The sequence below is a fragment of the Methylobacterium sp. B1 genome, assembly GCF_000333255.1.
Classification (GTDB): Bacteria; Pseudomonadota; Alphaproteobacteria; order Rhizobiales; family Beijerinckiaceae; genus Methylobacterium; species Methylobacterium fujisawaense.
In genome coordinates, this window is sequence record NZ_BACT01000014.1 from 1 (window position 1) to 15,314 (window position 15,314).

Sequence of the window (15,314 nt, forward strand, 5' to 3'; positions counted from 1 at the left end):
ACGGCCGACTATGCCGGCTGAAGGTCGGCTCGTTCTGCCCGGGCATCCGGACCCGGGGCCTGCCGCGGCACAATTCGGTGATCCTGCTGTTCGACCAAGATGTCGGCCGGGTCGACACGGTGATCGAGGCGGGCCGCGTCAATGCCTACCGGACCGCCGCCGCCGACGCGGTGGCGGCCAGCGTCCTCGCCCGGCCGGATTCGGCGGTGCTCGCCGTTTTCGGGGCGGGGAACCAGGCGGAGTTCGAGTGCGCGGCGCTCGCCCGGATCCTGCCGATCCGGACGGTGCTGGTGGTCGCCCGGGACGCCGCCAAGGTCGCGGGCTTCGCCGAGCGCCTGGCGGGGCAGGGGGCCTCGGGGATCGCCGTGCGGGCGGCCGCGCCCCGGGAGGCCTGCGCGGCCGCCGACGTGATCGTCACGGCGACGCCGGCCCGCGCGCCGCTGTTCGAGGCCGACTGGGTCCGCCCCGGCACGCATGTCGCCGCCATGGGGGCGGACGCGAAGGGCAAGCAGGAGCTGCCCCCGGCCCTGCTGGAGCGGGGGCAGCTGTTCTGCGACCTGCCGGAGCAGTCGCGCACCATCGGGGAATTCCAGCACGCCTCCGCGGGGGCTTCCGCCGGCCTGCGGGCCCTCGGCGACGTGCTCCGGACCGGGGAGGGGGGCCGGACCGATCCGGAGGCGATCACCGTGTTCGACTCCTCCGGCATCGCCCTGCAGGACCTGACCATCGCCCGGGCGATCCTCGCCAAAGCCGACGCGCGCTTGTAGGGGAGGCCGGCGCCGGCCCTCCCCCGCCCCGGCGGAGGACGGACGGCATGCAGGACAGGCAGATCCGGGTCATCGGCATCGGCACGGGCGACCCCGAGCACCTGACCCTCCAGGCGGTGCGGGCGCTTGCCGACGTCGACGCGGTGTTCGTCCTCGACAAGCGCGCCGAGACCGCCGACCTCGTCGAGATCCGCCGCCGGATCTGCGCGGCCCATATCGCCAAGCCCCATCGGGTCGTCACCGTGGAGGACCCGCCCCGGGAGCGCCGCCCGGCCGATTACGGCGGCACCGTCGCGGCCTGGCACGCGGCCCGGGCCGAGCGCTTGGAGGCGGCCTTCGCCGCGCATCTCCGGCCGGGGGAGGTGGGGGCGATCCTGGCCTGGGGGGACCCGGCCCTCTACGACAGCGTGCTCCGCATCCTCGACCGCATCGCCGACCGCGGGCGCGTCGCCGTCACCCGGACGGTGATCCCCGGCCTGACGAGCGTGCAGGTGCTCGCCGCCCGTCACGGCGTGCCGCTGAACGGCATCGGCGGGTCGGTGCTGATCACCACGGGCCGCCGCCTCGCGGCGGGCTGGCCGGCGGACGCCGAGAGCGTCGTGGTGATGCTCGACGGCGACCCGGCCTTCGGCCATCTCGACCCGGACCTGACGATCTACTGGGGCGCCTATCTCGGCGGCCCGGACGAGATCCTGCTCTCCGGCCGGCTGGGCGATACGGGCGACGCGATCCGCCGGGTCCGGGCGGAGGCCCGGGACCGCCACGGCTGGATCATGGACATCTACCTGCTGCGCCGTGACCGCGCCGCCACGGACAGGACCGGCAAACCCGCTTAGACCGCCGCCATGCTGCGCCTGCGGGACTATCAGCGCGCCAGCCTCGACGCGCTCTCGGCCGCCTGGGCGCGGGGAGAGGCGGACGATGCGGCGCCCGGCCACCTGATCGTGCTGCCCACCGGGGCCGGCAAGGCGCTGGTCATCGCGGCCCTCGCCCGGGAGACCCTGGAGCAAGACCCCCTCGCCCGGGTGGCGATCGTCACCCACAGCCGCGAACTCGTCGCCCAGAATTTCTCGGAACTGAGCCGCGCCTGGCCGGAGGCGCCGGCCGGGATCTTCTCCGCCGGGCTCGGGCGGCGGGAGGCCGACGCGCAGGTGCTGGTCTGCGGCATCCAGTCGGTGGCCGACCGGCTCGACGCGGTGGGGCCCCGCGACCTCGTGATCGTCGACGAGGCCCACCTGATCCCCCGCGCCGCCGACACCCGCTACGGCCGGTTCCTGGCGGGCCTGCGGGCGATGACCCCCGGGCTGCGGGTGGCGGGCTTCACCGCGACCCCCTACCGGCTCGATTCGGGCCGCCTCGACGCGGGCGAGCACCGGCTGTTCTCCGGCATCGCCTACGAGGCCGACACGTTCACGCTGATCCGGCGCGGCTTCCTGGCACCCCTCGTCTCCAAGGCGACGCTGACCCAGCTCGACGTCTCCGGCGTCGGCCGGCGGGGAGGCGACTACATCCCGGGCGAGCTGGAGGCAGCGGTCAACCGCGACTGGATCACCCGCGCGGCGGTCGCCGAACTCGCGGAATACGGAGGTTCCCGCCGGGCCTGGCTCGCCTTCTGCGCCGGCCTCGCCCATGCGGACGCCGTCCGCGACGCCGTGCGGGCGGAAGGGTATGCCTGCGAGAGCGTCTCGGGCGAGACCCCGCGCCGGGAGCGCGACCGGATCGTGGCGGCGTTCCGGGCCGGACAGATCCGCTGCCTGACCTCGGTGGGCGTGCTCGGCACCGGCTTCAACGTCCCCGAGGTCGATCTGGTGGCGCTGCTGCGCCCGACCCGCAGCACCGGGCTCTACGTGCAGCAGGTTGGCCGGGCGCTGCGCTGCGCCCCCGGCAAGGCCGACGCGCTGATCCTCGATTATGCCGGGCTGGTGCGGATGCACGGTCCCGTGGACGCCGTGACGGTCCGGAGCGCCACCCAGGGCCTAAGCGGGGCAGGGGCCCCGCGCGCCAAGCCCTGCCCCGGCTGCGGCGCCCTGATCGCGCTGAACGCCTCCACCTGCGAGGCCTGCTGGACCGAGCCGGAGGTGGACGCGGACGCCGAGGCCCCGCACGAGGCCGCGGCCGATGACGAGCTGGCGATCCTCTCGGCGGATCCCGGATTGCCGGATCCCGAACCGGCCGGCCCTGCCCCCGCGCCGGAGACCGGCGGGTCCGGGGCCGCCTGGCATCCGGTCACGACCCTGAACCTGGAAGCCGCGCCGGACGGACTCGACCTCGTGCTCGGCTGGCGGGACGGCGCCGCCGAGGCCGGCTGGCGCGTGCGCCTGCGGCCGGAGCGCAGCGGCTACGAGCGGGAGAAGGCGGTGTCCTGGTGGCGGGGTCTCGGCGGCGGGCGCGACGCGCCGATGACCGCCGCGGGCTTCCTGGAGGGCGCCGGGAGCCTGGCGCGGCCGGCCGCCGTCCGTGTCCGACCGGGCCGCGTATCGGAGCAGATCGAGTGTCGCACCCGCGAAGGCCGGATCCTGGGCGAGCGCCGGACGCCCGGTCCCGCCGGCTGACGCCGTCTCCGGATGATCGCTTCGCCGCCATCGGCGCGCCGCAACGGCCCCGACGGGTCCGGAGGCCGTCCGAGGGCCGGGACCGGGGAGGGCGCTCGAACGGCCCTCGAACGGCCCTCGCCCGGCGCGCCGTCCCGGCACCGGTCCCGGTCGCGCCGCCGGGGCCAGCCACAGAGCCGGCCAGGATCCCGGTTACGAACCGGTCCGCTCGACACGCCGAACCTGAGCGCCCAACCGGGTCGGAAGCCGAGCCAAGCCCCCTCGCCCGAGCGAGGATGACGCTTATGTTCCATAATATATCTTATGCGAACTCTGGATATCACCAGAGCGAGGGCCGGTCCCGGGCGGGCCGTGGAACAAAAAATGTACATTTGAAAAACATTTGGGCAACGTTGCCCGCGGCGGGCGCCGGTTTCTGTCACCGTCCGCGCACCGGCCCCTGCGTTCCGTGCGTCTGCCGACCGCCCTGACGCCTGACCGGTTCGACTTCAGAGCCGCACCGAGGCCGCGCACCGGCCAGCGGGACGGGCCGGGCGATCACCCGGGGAGGGCTGTTCGGGCCCCCTCCCCGCGGCACGACTGTCCGCCGCATCGCCGCGGGCGCCCGCGGTGCCGTGCGGTGCCATGGCGTCGACGGGATCGCCCGAGGTGCGCTGGTCCAAGCAGCCCGATGCCGGCTCCTGTATTCGCGCCCCCGGGCGGTGGCTAGCTGCGCCGTGCTGAAAGACGAGGCTGATGCGGATCCCCGCACCGAACGCCAACGGCAGCGATGAGGGAGGCCCGACGCCGCGCCCGCGTCGCTCTTGTTCGTATCGGATTGTTTCAGACCTGTCCGGTGCGACAAAAATGATCTTTCTCACGACTGGAACGGTCCTGCGGATCCATTGTTACCGGGCTTCGTGAATGCCTGATGCGGGCATTTCCACCCCTCTGGAGAATGGAGAGAACCGATGAGGATCGTGACCGGCGTCGCCACCCTGGCCGTGCTGGCGGGTCTCGCTGCCCCCGTTCAGGCCGCATCCGGACGGGCGGTTGAGGCCCTCCGGGCCGGCGCCCTTCCCACCGCGTACGCTCAGTTCCGTGGCGGCTGGCACCATGCCGGTTGGGGAGGCTGGCACCGCGGCGGGTACGGCCGCTGGGGCTACGGCGACCGCCGCGGTCCCGGCGTGGGGGCGGCCGTGGGGGCCGGCCTGCTCGGCTTCACCGCCGGCGCGGTGATCGGCTCGGCGGCGGCCAACGCCGCGGCGCGGCCCGTGGCCGTCTACGGGGCGCCCGCACCCGTCTACGCCGCCCCGGTCGTCGTGCGCGGCTCGGCGTCCTGCGCCGCCCGCTACGCCTCCTACGACCCGGCCTCCGGGACCTACCTGGGCTATGACGGCCTGCGCCATCCCTGCCCGTAGGCCCCTCCCGCTTCTGCCCCGACGGGAGCGGGCCCCGGCCGCCCGGCGCGGCCGGGGCCCGCCGCATCCCTATTGGTCGAGGGCGTTCTCGCGGACGTCCTTGGCCCTGCCCCGCCCCTGCTCGGCCTGTCCACGGAGCTTCTGCGCACGGCCCTCCGCCTTGAGGGCCTCGTCCTCCGTCAGGTTGCCGACCCCGCGCTTCGCGCTTCCGATCGCCTCGTTGGTCAGGCCCTTGAGCCGATCGACCGCACCCGCCGTGGTCGGGGTGTCGTCGGCGCAGGCCGGGCCGGCGAGGGCGAGGGCGAGGGCGAGGACGCTGCCGCCCAGGGTCATCATCGATCTGCTGCGCATCCGGAATCTCCCGTTCTGTGCGAGGGAGCGCGGTTTACGGGCGGGGCGCGCCCGGGCAATGGTGCAGCCGTATCGGATCGGCCGGAATCGAACCGGTATCCCGGGACCGGCTCCCTGCGCGGGCGGCCCGATCGTCTCCGATCCCCGCCCGCATCCAGGGCTCGGCCTCCGCCCCGGCGGCCACGCGCATCGGGCCGGAGGCGGGACCGACGACGCCACCTCGGCACCCTCCTCCGCGCTCTGGGAAGCGAAAGCTGAGCCCGGATCCGGTGGGCCCGGCGGTTTATCGGAACCGCGGCCGCAGCCGTCCGAGGAGATCCTGGCCCGGGAACCGGAACGGCGGCATCCGCAGGTCCGGCGCGGGCTCATCCCCGGGGATCGGCCCCTCGGCGAAGCGCGCCCCGGCGGACCAGAATCCGTCCCGCCACGTGCCGATCATCCCGAGACCGACGGGCTCCCGCGTCGCGTCGGGCCGCAGCCGACCCGCGGCCCAGACGCGCTGCCAGCACCGCCGCCGCGACAGGTCGGCGTCGCGCCAGCCCAGCCGCGCATAGCCGGCCGCCGCGAAGATGCGGTCCCCGGCAAACTCCTCCGGAATCCACACCCAGCTCGAGAACACGTGGACCGCATCGGCGCGAAAGCCGGCGGGATCCACCGCCCGGGTGTAGGCGCTGAGCGCCCTCGCCCGGTGCCGGCCGACATGCCGGCGCAGGCGGCCCGGCAGTGGCAGCGCCTCCGGGAAGGCGGCGGCGTCGAGGCGGCTCGGCGCCGCGCCGCGCTCCAGCGCGTAGGTGCTGTCCACGAGGTGCATCCAGGGTTCGAGGTCGACCTCCCAGGCCTGCTCCGCCGGCGCGAAGCGGCGGACCCGTCCCGCGATCAGGCGGTCGGCGACGCGCCGGGCCGGCTCGGGAGCCCAGTCCGGCCCGGCCTCGGTCACGCGCAGCAGCGTCGAGGGCCCATGCGCCCAGACCGCCTCGGCCAAGCGGGCGAAGTCGGCCTCGGGCTCGTCGCGGCCGACCTTGCGCACCAGGATCTTCGAGCCGTCGGCGAGGTCGTCCAGCATCTTGCGCTTGAGATGGGCCAGCCGGCCGTATTCCCGCTCCAGCAGCACCTCCGGCGCGATCGAGCCGGCCGGATGTCCGGTATTCGCCCAGATGTTGTAGGCCAGGCTGTGACAATAGTAGGTACCGCCCGCGCTCACGGAGAGCCGCAGGTCGCCCGGCACGCCGAAATCCGCGAAGCCGCAGCGCAGGCCGCGGATCAGGTCCGCCATCGGCGTGTAGGAGAAGCGTAGCAGGCCGGAGGGCTCGACCCCCCCGTAGCGCTGCACGAAGCCGAACTCGCAATTGTCCCCGAGGCTCCGAAAGGCGTGGAGCCGTTCGGCGAGGGGCGCCCCCGTCATCCTGATCCCGGTCACTGCATCCGCTCTGTCTCGCGCTCTGTCTTGCGCTCTGTCTCGCCGAGCCCGTCGCCCCCGGTCGCGACGGGGCAGGGCCCTTCTCCCGTCCCCGCCCCGGCGGGCGCCGCGCTCAGCCGTCCAGCGGCACCTCCAGGCGGAAGCAGGCGCCCTTCCCCCGGGCCGGGATCGTCAGGCTGCCGCCGAGCTGGCGCGTGAGGCTGCCGACCACCCGCATGCCGAGGCTCTTCGAGTTGCGTCCGATCTCGAATTCCGCCGGCAGCCCGATCCCGTCATCGGCGACCTCGACCACGAGGCTCCCGGGCTGGCGCTCGGCGCGGATCCGGATCTCGCCGCCTCCCGGGTGCGTCTCGGGCGGATAGGCGTATTTGAGCGCGTTGGTGACGAGTTCGTTGACCAAGAGGCCGATGGGAATCGCCCGGTCGGCCGAGATCCGCTGCGGGCAGGCCGTGCAGGCGAGCCGCTGGCCCGGCACGCCGCTGGCGAGGTTGGCCACCAGCTTCTCCAGGAAGGGCGCGAGGTCGAGTTCGCCCGGGACCCCCTCCCCTTCGCCCGCCGCCTTGTCGCCGTCCTTGTCACCTTGCCGCCAGAGCTGGTCGTGGACGCTCGCGATCGCCTCGACGCGGCTGCGCGCATCCGCCAGGGCCATCTGCACGGCCGGGTCTTCGGCGGCCCGGGCCTGGAGGGCGAGCAGGCTCGCCACGATGGCGAGGCTGTTCTTGACCCGGTGGCTCATCTCGCGGGCGAGCAGGTCCTGCCGGGCGAGGGCGGCCCGCAGCAGGCTCTCGGTGCGCTGGCGCTCGATGGCGCCGCCGAGCAGGTTGGCGAAGCCCTGCATGAAGGCGATGTCGGCCTCCTCGAACATGCCCTCCCGGGTGTCGTCCACCTCCAGCACCCCGAAGGCGCCGTCCCGGTTCTCGATCAGCACGTTGATCGCCCGGCGGATGCCGTGATCGGCCATGAGCTGCGGCGTCCGGAACCGGGTCTCGTCGGCGAGGTGGTTCGAGATCACCGGCCGCCCGGTCTTGAGGGCGAAGCCCGCCGGGGAGGCGAGGTCCGCCCCGATCCGGGCCTGCCCGATCACGTCGGGCCCCCAGCCGACACCGGCCCGGACCAGCAGGGTGTCGGCGCCGCGCTGGTACTCCAGGGCCTTGCAGAACTCGGCGCCCATGCCCTGCGCGCACAGCTCCGCAGCCCGCTGCAGCAGGTGGTCGACATCGGTGCCGCGCAAAGCCTCGACGCCGAACTCGGACAGGATCGCCTGCTGGCGCAGGCGATAGTCGAGATCGGGGGGCGCGGGGGGGCGGGCCGCCTCGGGGCTGGGTTCCACTTCGGTCTGGTCGGTATGCGCTGTCATGGGAGCTGTGAGACTAGCAGGAAGGCGGGCCCGGCGCGAAGCGTCGCCGCTCGGACGGGCGCACCCGTCGTCGCACCCTGGCCGGGGTCCGGAGCCCCCGGCCCCGTCCGGCGTTCGCCCATCGGATACGACGCGCGGAGCGCAGGAGGCGCCAGGCATGGCCCACGACGTGAACGGACTCTCCGACAAGGCCCTCTCGATCTTCGCCTTCGCGGCCTATCACCGCCTCGTCAGCGGCGAAAAGGTCACCGCGGTGATCCGCCGGGACGGCGCCGGCCACGAGGCCGATCCGGAGGGGGTCAAGGAGTTGGAGGGGCGCGGCCTCGTCACCGCCGGCGAGACCGACATCGACCTCGGCGAGACCGCGCAGGCGGCGGTCGAGACGATGGTCGCGGCCCTGCGCCGGGAGGTCGGCCGGTGAGCCGGGAACGGGTCGATCCGCCTGCGGCATTCCGGCCGTGGAAACCCGGGAATGCCCCTGCCCCGGGGCGCCTTTCCCCGCATCCACGATGGAGACGCACATGACCGCCAAGGCGAAGGTGAAGACCGGGGACGATGTCACCTACAAGTGGGGCCAGGGCATCGTCTCGGGCGAGGTGACCAAGGTCCACACCCAGGATGTCAAGAAGACCATCAAGGGCAACACGGTCAAGCGCGAGGCCTCGAAGGCGGAGCCGGCCCTGGAGATCAAGACCGCCAAGGGCAAGACGGTGCTGAAATCCGTCTCGGAGGTTAAGGTCAAGTCTGCATAAGCGCCCAACCTGTGCGTGCCGTGATCTTGCGCACATCGCTTTCTGCTTAAGGTCTCGCCGGGAGCGGGGCGGCGGCTATCTGTAACGGTTCCAGCCTTCGAAGCCGGGACCGCCGCATGACCATTCCCCTCAGGCTCACCCTGAACGGACAGCCGCGCGAGATCGCCCTCGACGATCCGCGCGTCACCCTCCTCGATCTCCTGCGCGAGCGCCTCGGCCTGACGGGCGCCAAGAAGGGCTGCGACCGCGGCCAGTGCGGCGCCTGCACGGTGCTGGTGGACGGGCGGCGCATCAACAGCTGCCTGACCCTCGCCGCGAGCCTCGACGGGGCCGAGGTGCTGACCATCGAGGGGCTCGCCGAGGGCGACCGGCTGCACCCCGTCCAGGCGGCCTTCATCGCCCACGACGGCTTCCAGTGCGGCTTCTGCACCCCCGGCCAGATCATGAGCGCGGTCGGCCTGATCCGCGAGGGCCACGCCGGTACCGATCCGGAGCGCATCCGCGAGGGCATGAGCGGCAATCTCTGCCGCTGCGGCGCCTACGCGGGCATCCTGGAGGCCGTAAAGGACGCGGCCGGCCAAGCGGAGCACCGGGAGGACGCGGCGTGAGGACCTTCGACTACATCCGCCCGGCGAGCGTGCCGGAGGCCGTGGCGGCCGGGCAGGTTCCGGGTACCGCCTTCCTCGCCGCCGGCACCAACCTCGTCGACCTGATGAAGGGCGGCGTCGCCACCCCGGAGCGGGTCGTCGACATCACCCGGCTCCCCGGCCTGTCGTCGATCGAGCGGCTGCCGGACGGCGCCACCCGAATCGGCACGCTGGTGCGCAACAGCGACCTCGCCCACGACGCGATGTTCGAAAAAACCTACCCGATGGTGGCCGAGGCCCTGCTGGCCGGCGCCTCGGCGCAATTGCGCAACGCCGCCACGGTCGGCGGCAACCTGATGCAGCGCACCCGCTGCCCCTTCTTCACCGACGCGGTCTCGCCCTGCAACAAGCGCGCGCCCGGCTCCGGCTGCGCGGCCCTGGGGCACGCCACCCGCATCCACGCGGTCCAGGGCTGGAGCGAGCACTGCATCGCCACCCACCCGTCCGATTTCTGCGTGCCGCTCGCCGCCCTCGACGCGGTGGTGGAGATCGCCGGGCCGGACGGCGCCCGGGAGGTGCCGCTCACCGACTTCCATCGGCTACCCGGCGACCATCCGGAGCGGGAGACCGACCTGCAGCCGGGCGAGCTGATCACAGGCCTGCGCCTGCCCCCCGAGGCGGCGTCCTTCCGGGGCCATGCCCGCTATCTCAAGGTCCGCGACCGCACATCCTACGCCTTCGCGGTGGTCTCGGCGGCGGCCGCCCTCACCCTGGAGGCCGGCGGCCGGATCGGGCAGGCCCGGCTCGCCCTGGGCGGGCTGGCGCTGAAGCCCTGGCGGGTGGCGGAGGCCCGAGCGGCGCTCGCCGGACAGGCACCTCCCCCGAGGCCTTCGCGAAGGCCGCCGCCGCGGCGCTGGCCGGCGCCAAGCCCACCGGCGAGGCCAACGCCTTCAAAATCGAACTCGCCCGCCGGGGGCGATCCGCGCGCTGACCCAGGCCGCCGCCGGGACGCCCGCCCGGATCCCGGCGCTCCCCGCCTCCCCGTTCGGCATCGTCTGAGGAGACCCGCATGACCGCGACCTCCACGCCCGCCTCGAACCGCCCCGCCGGCGCGATCCGGCACGGCTCCAGCATCGGCCAGCCGCTGACCCGGCGCGACGGCCCCCTCAAGGTGACGGGCCAGGCCCGCTTCTCCGCCGACAACCTGCCCCCCGGGACCCTCCACGCGGCGCTCTGCGTCGCCCGGATCGCCCGCGGTCGCGTCACCGGCCTCGATGTGGCCGCCGCCGAGGCCCATCCCGGCGTCGTGGCGGTGATGCGGCCGGGGCACGCCCCGGCGCTCGCCAAGGATCCGGATGCCAAGGACGGGCCGTTCACCTTCCGCCTCGACCTCCTGCAGAACGACCGGGTCCGCTACGCCAACCAGCCCATCGCCGTGGTGATCGCCGAGACCCTGGAGGCGGCCACCGAAGGGGCCCGGCTGCTCGCCCCGACCTACGCGGCCGAGACCCCGCGGATCGGGCTCGATTCCGGCGAGGCCTTCACGCCGGATTCGGTCGGCGTCGGCGCGCCGCCGGTGGAGACCGACGGCGACGTCGAGGCCGGGCTCGCGGCCGCGTCGAAGACGATCGCCGCCACCTACGAGACGCCGGCCCAGTACCACAATGCCATGGAGCCCCACGCGGCGGTGGCCAGCTGGGACGGGGACCGGCTGACGCTCCTGATGCCGACCCAGGCGCTCGCCATGTCGCAGGCCCGGCTCGCCGGCCTGTTCGGCATCCGCCCCGAGGACATCCATATCGACAGCCCCTATCTCGGCGGCGGTTTCGGCTCGAAGGGCGTGCCGGCCGGGCCGCAGGTGCTCGCCTGCATGGCGGCCAAGCTCGTGGGCCGGCCGGTGAAGCTCGTGCCGACCCGGACCCAGATGTACGGTCCCATGGGCCATCGCGGGCCGACCCGGCAGACGATCCGGCTCGGCGCCGACGCCGCCGGCAAGCTCACGGCGCTGGACCACCACATCCGCACCGCCTCGTCGAGCTTCGACGATTTCTTCGAGCCGGCGGGCCGGGCGACCAGCACCCTCTACGCGAGCCCCGCCATCGCCATCCGGCACGAGGCGGTGCGCCTCGACACCGGCACGCCGCTGTTCATGCGCGCCCCCGGCGAGGCCACCGGCAGCGTCGCCCTGGAGAGCGCGCTGGACGAGATGGCGTTCGCGCTCGGCATGGACCCGCTGGAGTTCCGGCTCGCCAACTACGCCGAGGTCGAGCCGATCACCGGCAAGCCGTTCTCCTCGAAGGCCCTGCGGGACTGCTACCGGCGGGGCGCCGAGGCCTTCGGCTGGGCCGGGCGCCCGCTCCAGCCCCGCCAGACCCGCGACAGGGACGGGTTCCTGGTCGGCACCGGCATGGGCACCGCCACCTTCCCGGCGCTGATCTTCGAGGGGATGGCCCGGGCCGAGATCCGCGCCGACGGCACCGGCACGGTGGAGCTCGGGGCGATCGACATGGGCCAGGGATCCTGGACGGCGCTCGCCCAGATCGCCGCCGACGGGCTCGGGATCGGGATGGACGCCCTCACCTTCAGGATGGGCTCCTCGGACCTGCCGAATGCCGGGATCGCGGGGGGCTCCGGCCACACCGCCACCGCCGGCGGCGCGATCCACGCGGCCGCCGCCGACGTGATCCGGCAGCTCGCGGAGCTGGCCACCAACGACCCCGCCTCCCCGCTCTACGGCGCCGGCAATGCCGGCGTCACCGCGGCGGACGGGCGGCTCACCCGGCGCGACGATCCGGGCCGGGGCGAGTCCGTCACGGACATCCTCAAGCGGGCCGGCCGCGCCAGCATCGAGGGCCAGGGCAAGGCCGGGGCCGATCCGGCCGCGCAGGCGTCCTACGCCATGCACGCCCACGGCGCGGTCTTCGCCGAGGTGAAGGTCGATCCCGATCTCGGCCAGATCCGGGTGAGCCGCCTCACCGGTGCCTTCGCGGCGGGCCGGGTGATCAACCCGCGCCTCGTCCAGAGCCAGTATTACGGCGGGATGATCTGGGGCCTGTCCTTCGCCCTGCACGAGCGGGCCGAGATGGATCCGCGGACCGGCCGCTTCCTCAACGACAATCTCGCCGAGTACCACGTGCCGGTGAACGCCGACGTGCCCGCCATGGAGGCGATCCTGGTCCACGAGGACGATGCGGTGGTGAACGCGCTCGGCGTGAAGGGCGTCGGCGAGATCGGCATCACCGGCACGGTGGGGGCCATCGCCAACGCGGTCTGGCACGCCACCGGCGTTCGGGTGCGCGAGATGCCGATCACCCTGGACAAGCTGCTGGGCTGACCGAACGGCCGGACCGAAGGCCGATCCCGTCCCGGGTGCGTCGCAGCGCCCGGGATTTTTGAGTATGGGCATACCCACCGGCGGCCGGCGGTCGCCGCAGCAGCACGGAGACCGGTATGCCTCTCACCAGCGACATTCGCGGCGTCGTGCCGATCGCCCCGACGCCGTTCCATCCGGATGGCCGGATCGACGAGGTCTCCCTCGACCGGATGACCGATTTCTTCGGGGCTGCGGCCGTCGACGGCCTGACGATCCTCGGCCAGCTCGGTGAGGCCGGCAAGCTCGACCACGCGGAGGGCCTCGCGGTGGCCAAGCGCGTCCTCGGGCGCACCCGGCTGCCGGTCATCGTCGGCGTCACGGCGCCGGGCTTCGCGGCCATGCGGGCCCTCGCCCGGGAGGTGATGGGGCTGGGCGCCGCCGGCGTGATGATCGCGCCGCCCAACACGCTGCGCACCGACGACCAGGTGGTCGGCTATTACCGCACCGCCGCCGAGGCGATCGGGCCGGACGTGCCCTTCGTGCTGCAGGATTACCCCCTCACCTTCTCGGTCCAGATGACCCCGGGGGTGATCCGCCGGATCGTGTCGGAGAACCCCTCCTGCGTGATGCTCAAGCACGAGGACTGGCCCGGCCTGGAGAAGATCTCGGCGCTGCGCGGCTTCGAGCGCGACGGCTCCATGCGCCACATCTCCATCCTCGTGGGGAATGGCGGCCTGTTCCTCGATTTCGAGACCGAGCGCGGCGCCGACGGGGCCAATACCGGCTACGCCTTCCCGGAGATGCTGGTCGACGTGGTCCGCCTCGGCCGGGCCGGCGAGCGCGACGCCGCCCACGACCTGTTCGACGCCCACCTCCCCTATCTGCGCTACGAGCAGCAGCAGGGCCCGCTGGGGCTCGCGGTGCGGAAATACGTGTTCATGCGCCGGGGAATTTTTTCATCCGACGCCCAGCGCAAGCCGTCGCAGGCGCTCACCGCGCAGGCGAAGGCCGAGGTCGAGTACCTGCTGGCCCGCCTCGCCCGCATCGACGCGCGGGCGCGGCTCGCGGGCTAGAACGCCCCCTGCCCGGTCGGAGAGCCGGGCCCTCCGGCGCCATCCGTTCCGGCGCGAGGCCGGCGATCCCCGGGCTCGCGCCGCGGGCGCCGGCTCACGGGAGCCGGAAGGCGATGACCGAATCGCCCGGCGTGGTGCCGAGCGAGCCGTGCCCGCCCGCCGCGATCACCACGTATTGCCGGCCGTCCTTGCCGCGATAGGTCATCGGCGTGGCCTGACCGCCGGCCGGCAGCGTCATGGACCACAGGACCGCCCCGGTCTGCATGTCGTAGCCGCGGATACGGTCGTCGAGCGTGGCGGCCGTGAACGCGACGCCGCCGGCCGTGGCCAGGGTACCGCCATGGGCCAGCATACCCATGGCGAACGGGATCGGGACCGCGACCCCGCCGATCTTCTGCCCGGCGACGGTGCCGTTGCGGTGCCTCCAGGCGGTTGTGCCGTCCGCGAGGTTCACGCCGACCCGCACGCCCCAGGGCGGCGCGTTGCACGGGACGCCGAGGGCCGAGCGCATGTGCGCGATGGACACCGCGTAGGGGCCGCCGAGATTCTCGTTGCCCGGGGCGGAATCCGGATCGGTGGTGATGAGGCGCCGGTCGGGCTCGTTCGCCGGGCGCGGGAGCAGGCGGTAGAGGTAGGGCAGGTATTGCGGCGTCGCGATCATCCAGTGATGCACCGGATCGACGGCCACCGAGCCCCAGTTTGACACCCCGATTTTGCCGGGCCAGATGATCGCGCCGCCTGACGCCTGCGGCGGCGTGAACGGGTTGCCGTCGTAGCGGTTCGACCGGAAGGCGAGACGGCACTGGATCTGGTCGAAGGGCGTGACGCCCCACATGTCGGCCTCCCTCAGCGGAGCCGGCGTGAAGCGGAGCGACGAGACCGGCTGGACCGGAGACGGCGCCTCTCCCGGGATGTCGGTCCGGGTCGAGACCGAGACCTCGGAGACCGGCCGGATCGGAGCGCCGGTGCGGCGGTCGAGGACCCAGACATTGCCGACCTTGGTGGGGATCAGGATCGCCGGCACCGTCCCGTCGCCCTGCGGCAGGGTCAGGAGGACCGGCTGGGACGGATTATCGCGGTCCCACAGGTCGTGATACGTGGTCCGGAAGGCCCAGCGCAGCCTGCCGGTCTCCAGGTCGAGAGCCGCCAGGGCGTCGACGAGGGCCTCGTCCGCCTTCGACCGGGACACGCCGACCTGATCGGGCGCCCGGTTGCCGAACGGCACGTAGACGAGCCCCAGAGCCTCGTCGGCCGAAAACTGCGTCCAGGCCACCGCCGAGTTGGGCTCGTAGAGCGCACCGGGCTGCAGCGGTTCGGTCGCGTCGGGCTTGCCGGCGTCGAACTTCCAGACGATCGCGCCGGTGCGCACGTCGAAGGCGCGGATCACGCCCGACGGATTCTCCGCGTAGTAATTGTCGGCGATCGCGCTCCCGAGGACGACGAGGTTCCGGGTCACCAGCGGCGCCGAGGTCTGCTGATAGGCGGCACGCCGGAGGTTCGGCATCTGCGCCGTCAGATCGACGAAACCGTCCGCCCCGAAGGTCCGGCACGGGAGTCCGGTATCGGCATTCAGCGCGTAGAGCCGCGCATCGACCGAGGCGGCGATGATCCGGCGCGGGCATTCGGCGACCGCCGCCGCGACGGCGCCGGCCGTCGCCGGATCCGCCTCCGCCGGCGGCGCGTAGCCGGTCGAGTCGTTGTAGGACACGCCGCGACAGGTCTGGTGCTGGTACTGGCCTCCCGCG

Annotated in this window: 13 protein-coding genes and 1 pseudogene; 10 read left to right on the plus strand and 4 right to left on the minus strand. The window is 73.4% G+C overall.

Annotated elements, in window-relative coordinates:
• From I53_RS00390 to I53_RS00405, 4 genes are all read left to right on the plus strand, one after another.
• A partial coding sequence (locus tag I53_RS00390; RefSeq protein WP_106428165.1) for an ornithine cyclodeaminase family protein occupies window positions 1-767 on the plus strand: 767 nt, incomplete at its 5' end.
• Window positions 768-814: 47 nt separating this feature from the next.
• A complete protein-coding gene (cobF, locus tag I53_RS00395) occupies window positions 815-1,603 on the plus strand; it encodes a precorrin-6A synthase (deacetylating) (RefSeq protein WP_043345401.1) in 789 nt (262 codons plus the stop codon).
• Between the two features lie 9 nt (window positions 1,604-1,612).
• Complete coding sequence (locus I53_RS00400; RefSeq protein ID WP_043345402.1) at window positions 1,613-3,319, plus strand: DEAD/DEAH box helicase; 1,707 nt, start codon at window positions 1,613-1,615, stop codon at window positions 3,317-3,319.
• A 950-nt stretch (window positions 3,320-4,269) separates the two neighbouring features.
• Window positions 4,270-4,719 carry a BA14K family protein gene (locus I53_RS00405; RefSeq protein ID WP_043345404.1) on the plus strand — a complete coding sequence of 150 codons (450 nt, stop codon included), beginning with the start codon at window positions 4,270-4,272 and terminating at the stop codon, window positions 4,717-4,719.
• Between the two features lie 69 nt (window positions 4,720-4,788).
• Here the strand turns inward: I53_RS00405 and I53_RS00410 are convergent, their stop codons facing one another.
• The 3 genes from I53_RS00410 to I53_RS00420 form a co-directional block, all read right to left on the minus strand.
• Complete coding sequence (locus I53_RS00410) at window positions 4,789-5,070, minus strand: CsbD family protein (protein WP_251982164.1); 282 nt, start codon at window positions 5,068-5,070, stop codon at window positions 4,789-4,791.
• A gap of 283 nt (window positions 5,071-5,353) precedes the next feature.
• Window positions 5,354-6,472, minus strand: coding sequence for a hypothetical protein (locus I53_RS00415; protein ID WP_083683397.1), 1,119 nt, complete (start codon window positions 6,470-6,472; stop codon window positions 5,354-5,356).
• A 127-nt stretch (window positions 6,473-6,599) separates the two neighbouring features.
• Complete coding sequence (locus tag I53_RS00420; protein WP_043345408.1) at window positions 6,600-7,844, minus strand: sensor histidine kinase; 1,245 nt, start codon at window positions 7,842-7,844, stop codon at window positions 6,600-6,602.
• Window positions 7,845-8,001: 157 nt separating this feature from the next.
• On the opposite strand from I53_RS00420, the gene I53_RS00425 reads away from it, so the two are divergent.
• From I53_RS00425 to I53_RS00450, 6 genes and pseudogenes are all read left to right on the plus strand, one after another.
• Complete coding sequence (locus tag I53_RS00425; protein WP_043345410.1) at window positions 8,002-8,265, plus strand: hypothetical protein; 264 nt, start codon at window positions 8,002-8,004, stop codon at window positions 8,263-8,265.
• 100 nt (window positions 8,266-8,365) lie between these two features.
• Complete coding sequence (locus I53_RS00430) at window positions 8,366-8,596, plus strand: DUF2945 domain-containing protein (protein ID WP_043345412.1); 231 nt, start codon at window positions 8,366-8,368, stop codon at window positions 8,594-8,596.
• A gap of 116 nt (window positions 8,597-8,712) precedes the next feature.
• On the plus strand, window positions 8,713-9,204 hold the full coding sequence (locus I53_RS00435) for a (2Fe-2S)-binding protein (protein WP_043345413.1): 492 nt from the start codon (window positions 8,713-8,715) through the stop codon (window positions 9,202-9,204).
• Window positions 9,201-10,242, plus strand: a pseudogene (locus tag I53_RS00440) (xanthine dehydrogenase family protein subunit M). Before I53_RS00435 ends, I53_RS00440 begins: the two are co-directional and overlap by 4 nt.
• A gap of 10 nt (window positions 10,243-10,252) precedes the next feature.
• Window positions 10,253-12,517, plus strand: a complete 2,265-nt coding sequence (locus I53_RS00445) for a xanthine dehydrogenase family protein molybdopterin-binding subunit (RefSeq protein WP_051044588.1) — start codon at window positions 10,253-10,255, stop codon at window positions 12,515-12,517.
• A gap of 116 nt (window positions 12,518-12,633) precedes the next feature.
• Window positions 12,634-13,569, plus strand: a complete 936-nt coding sequence (locus I53_RS00450) for a dihydrodipicolinate synthase family protein (protein WP_043345416.1) — start codon at window positions 12,634-12,636, stop codon at window positions 13,567-13,569.
• A 94-nt stretch (window positions 13,570-13,663) separates the two neighbouring features.
• On the opposite strand, the gene I53_RS00455 is transcribed toward I53_RS00450, so the two are convergent.
• Window positions 13,664-15,314, minus strand: a 1,651-nt coding sequence (locus tag I53_RS00455; RefSeq protein ID WP_043345419.1) for a PQQ-binding-like beta-propeller repeat protein, incomplete at its 5' end; no start/stop codon positions are given.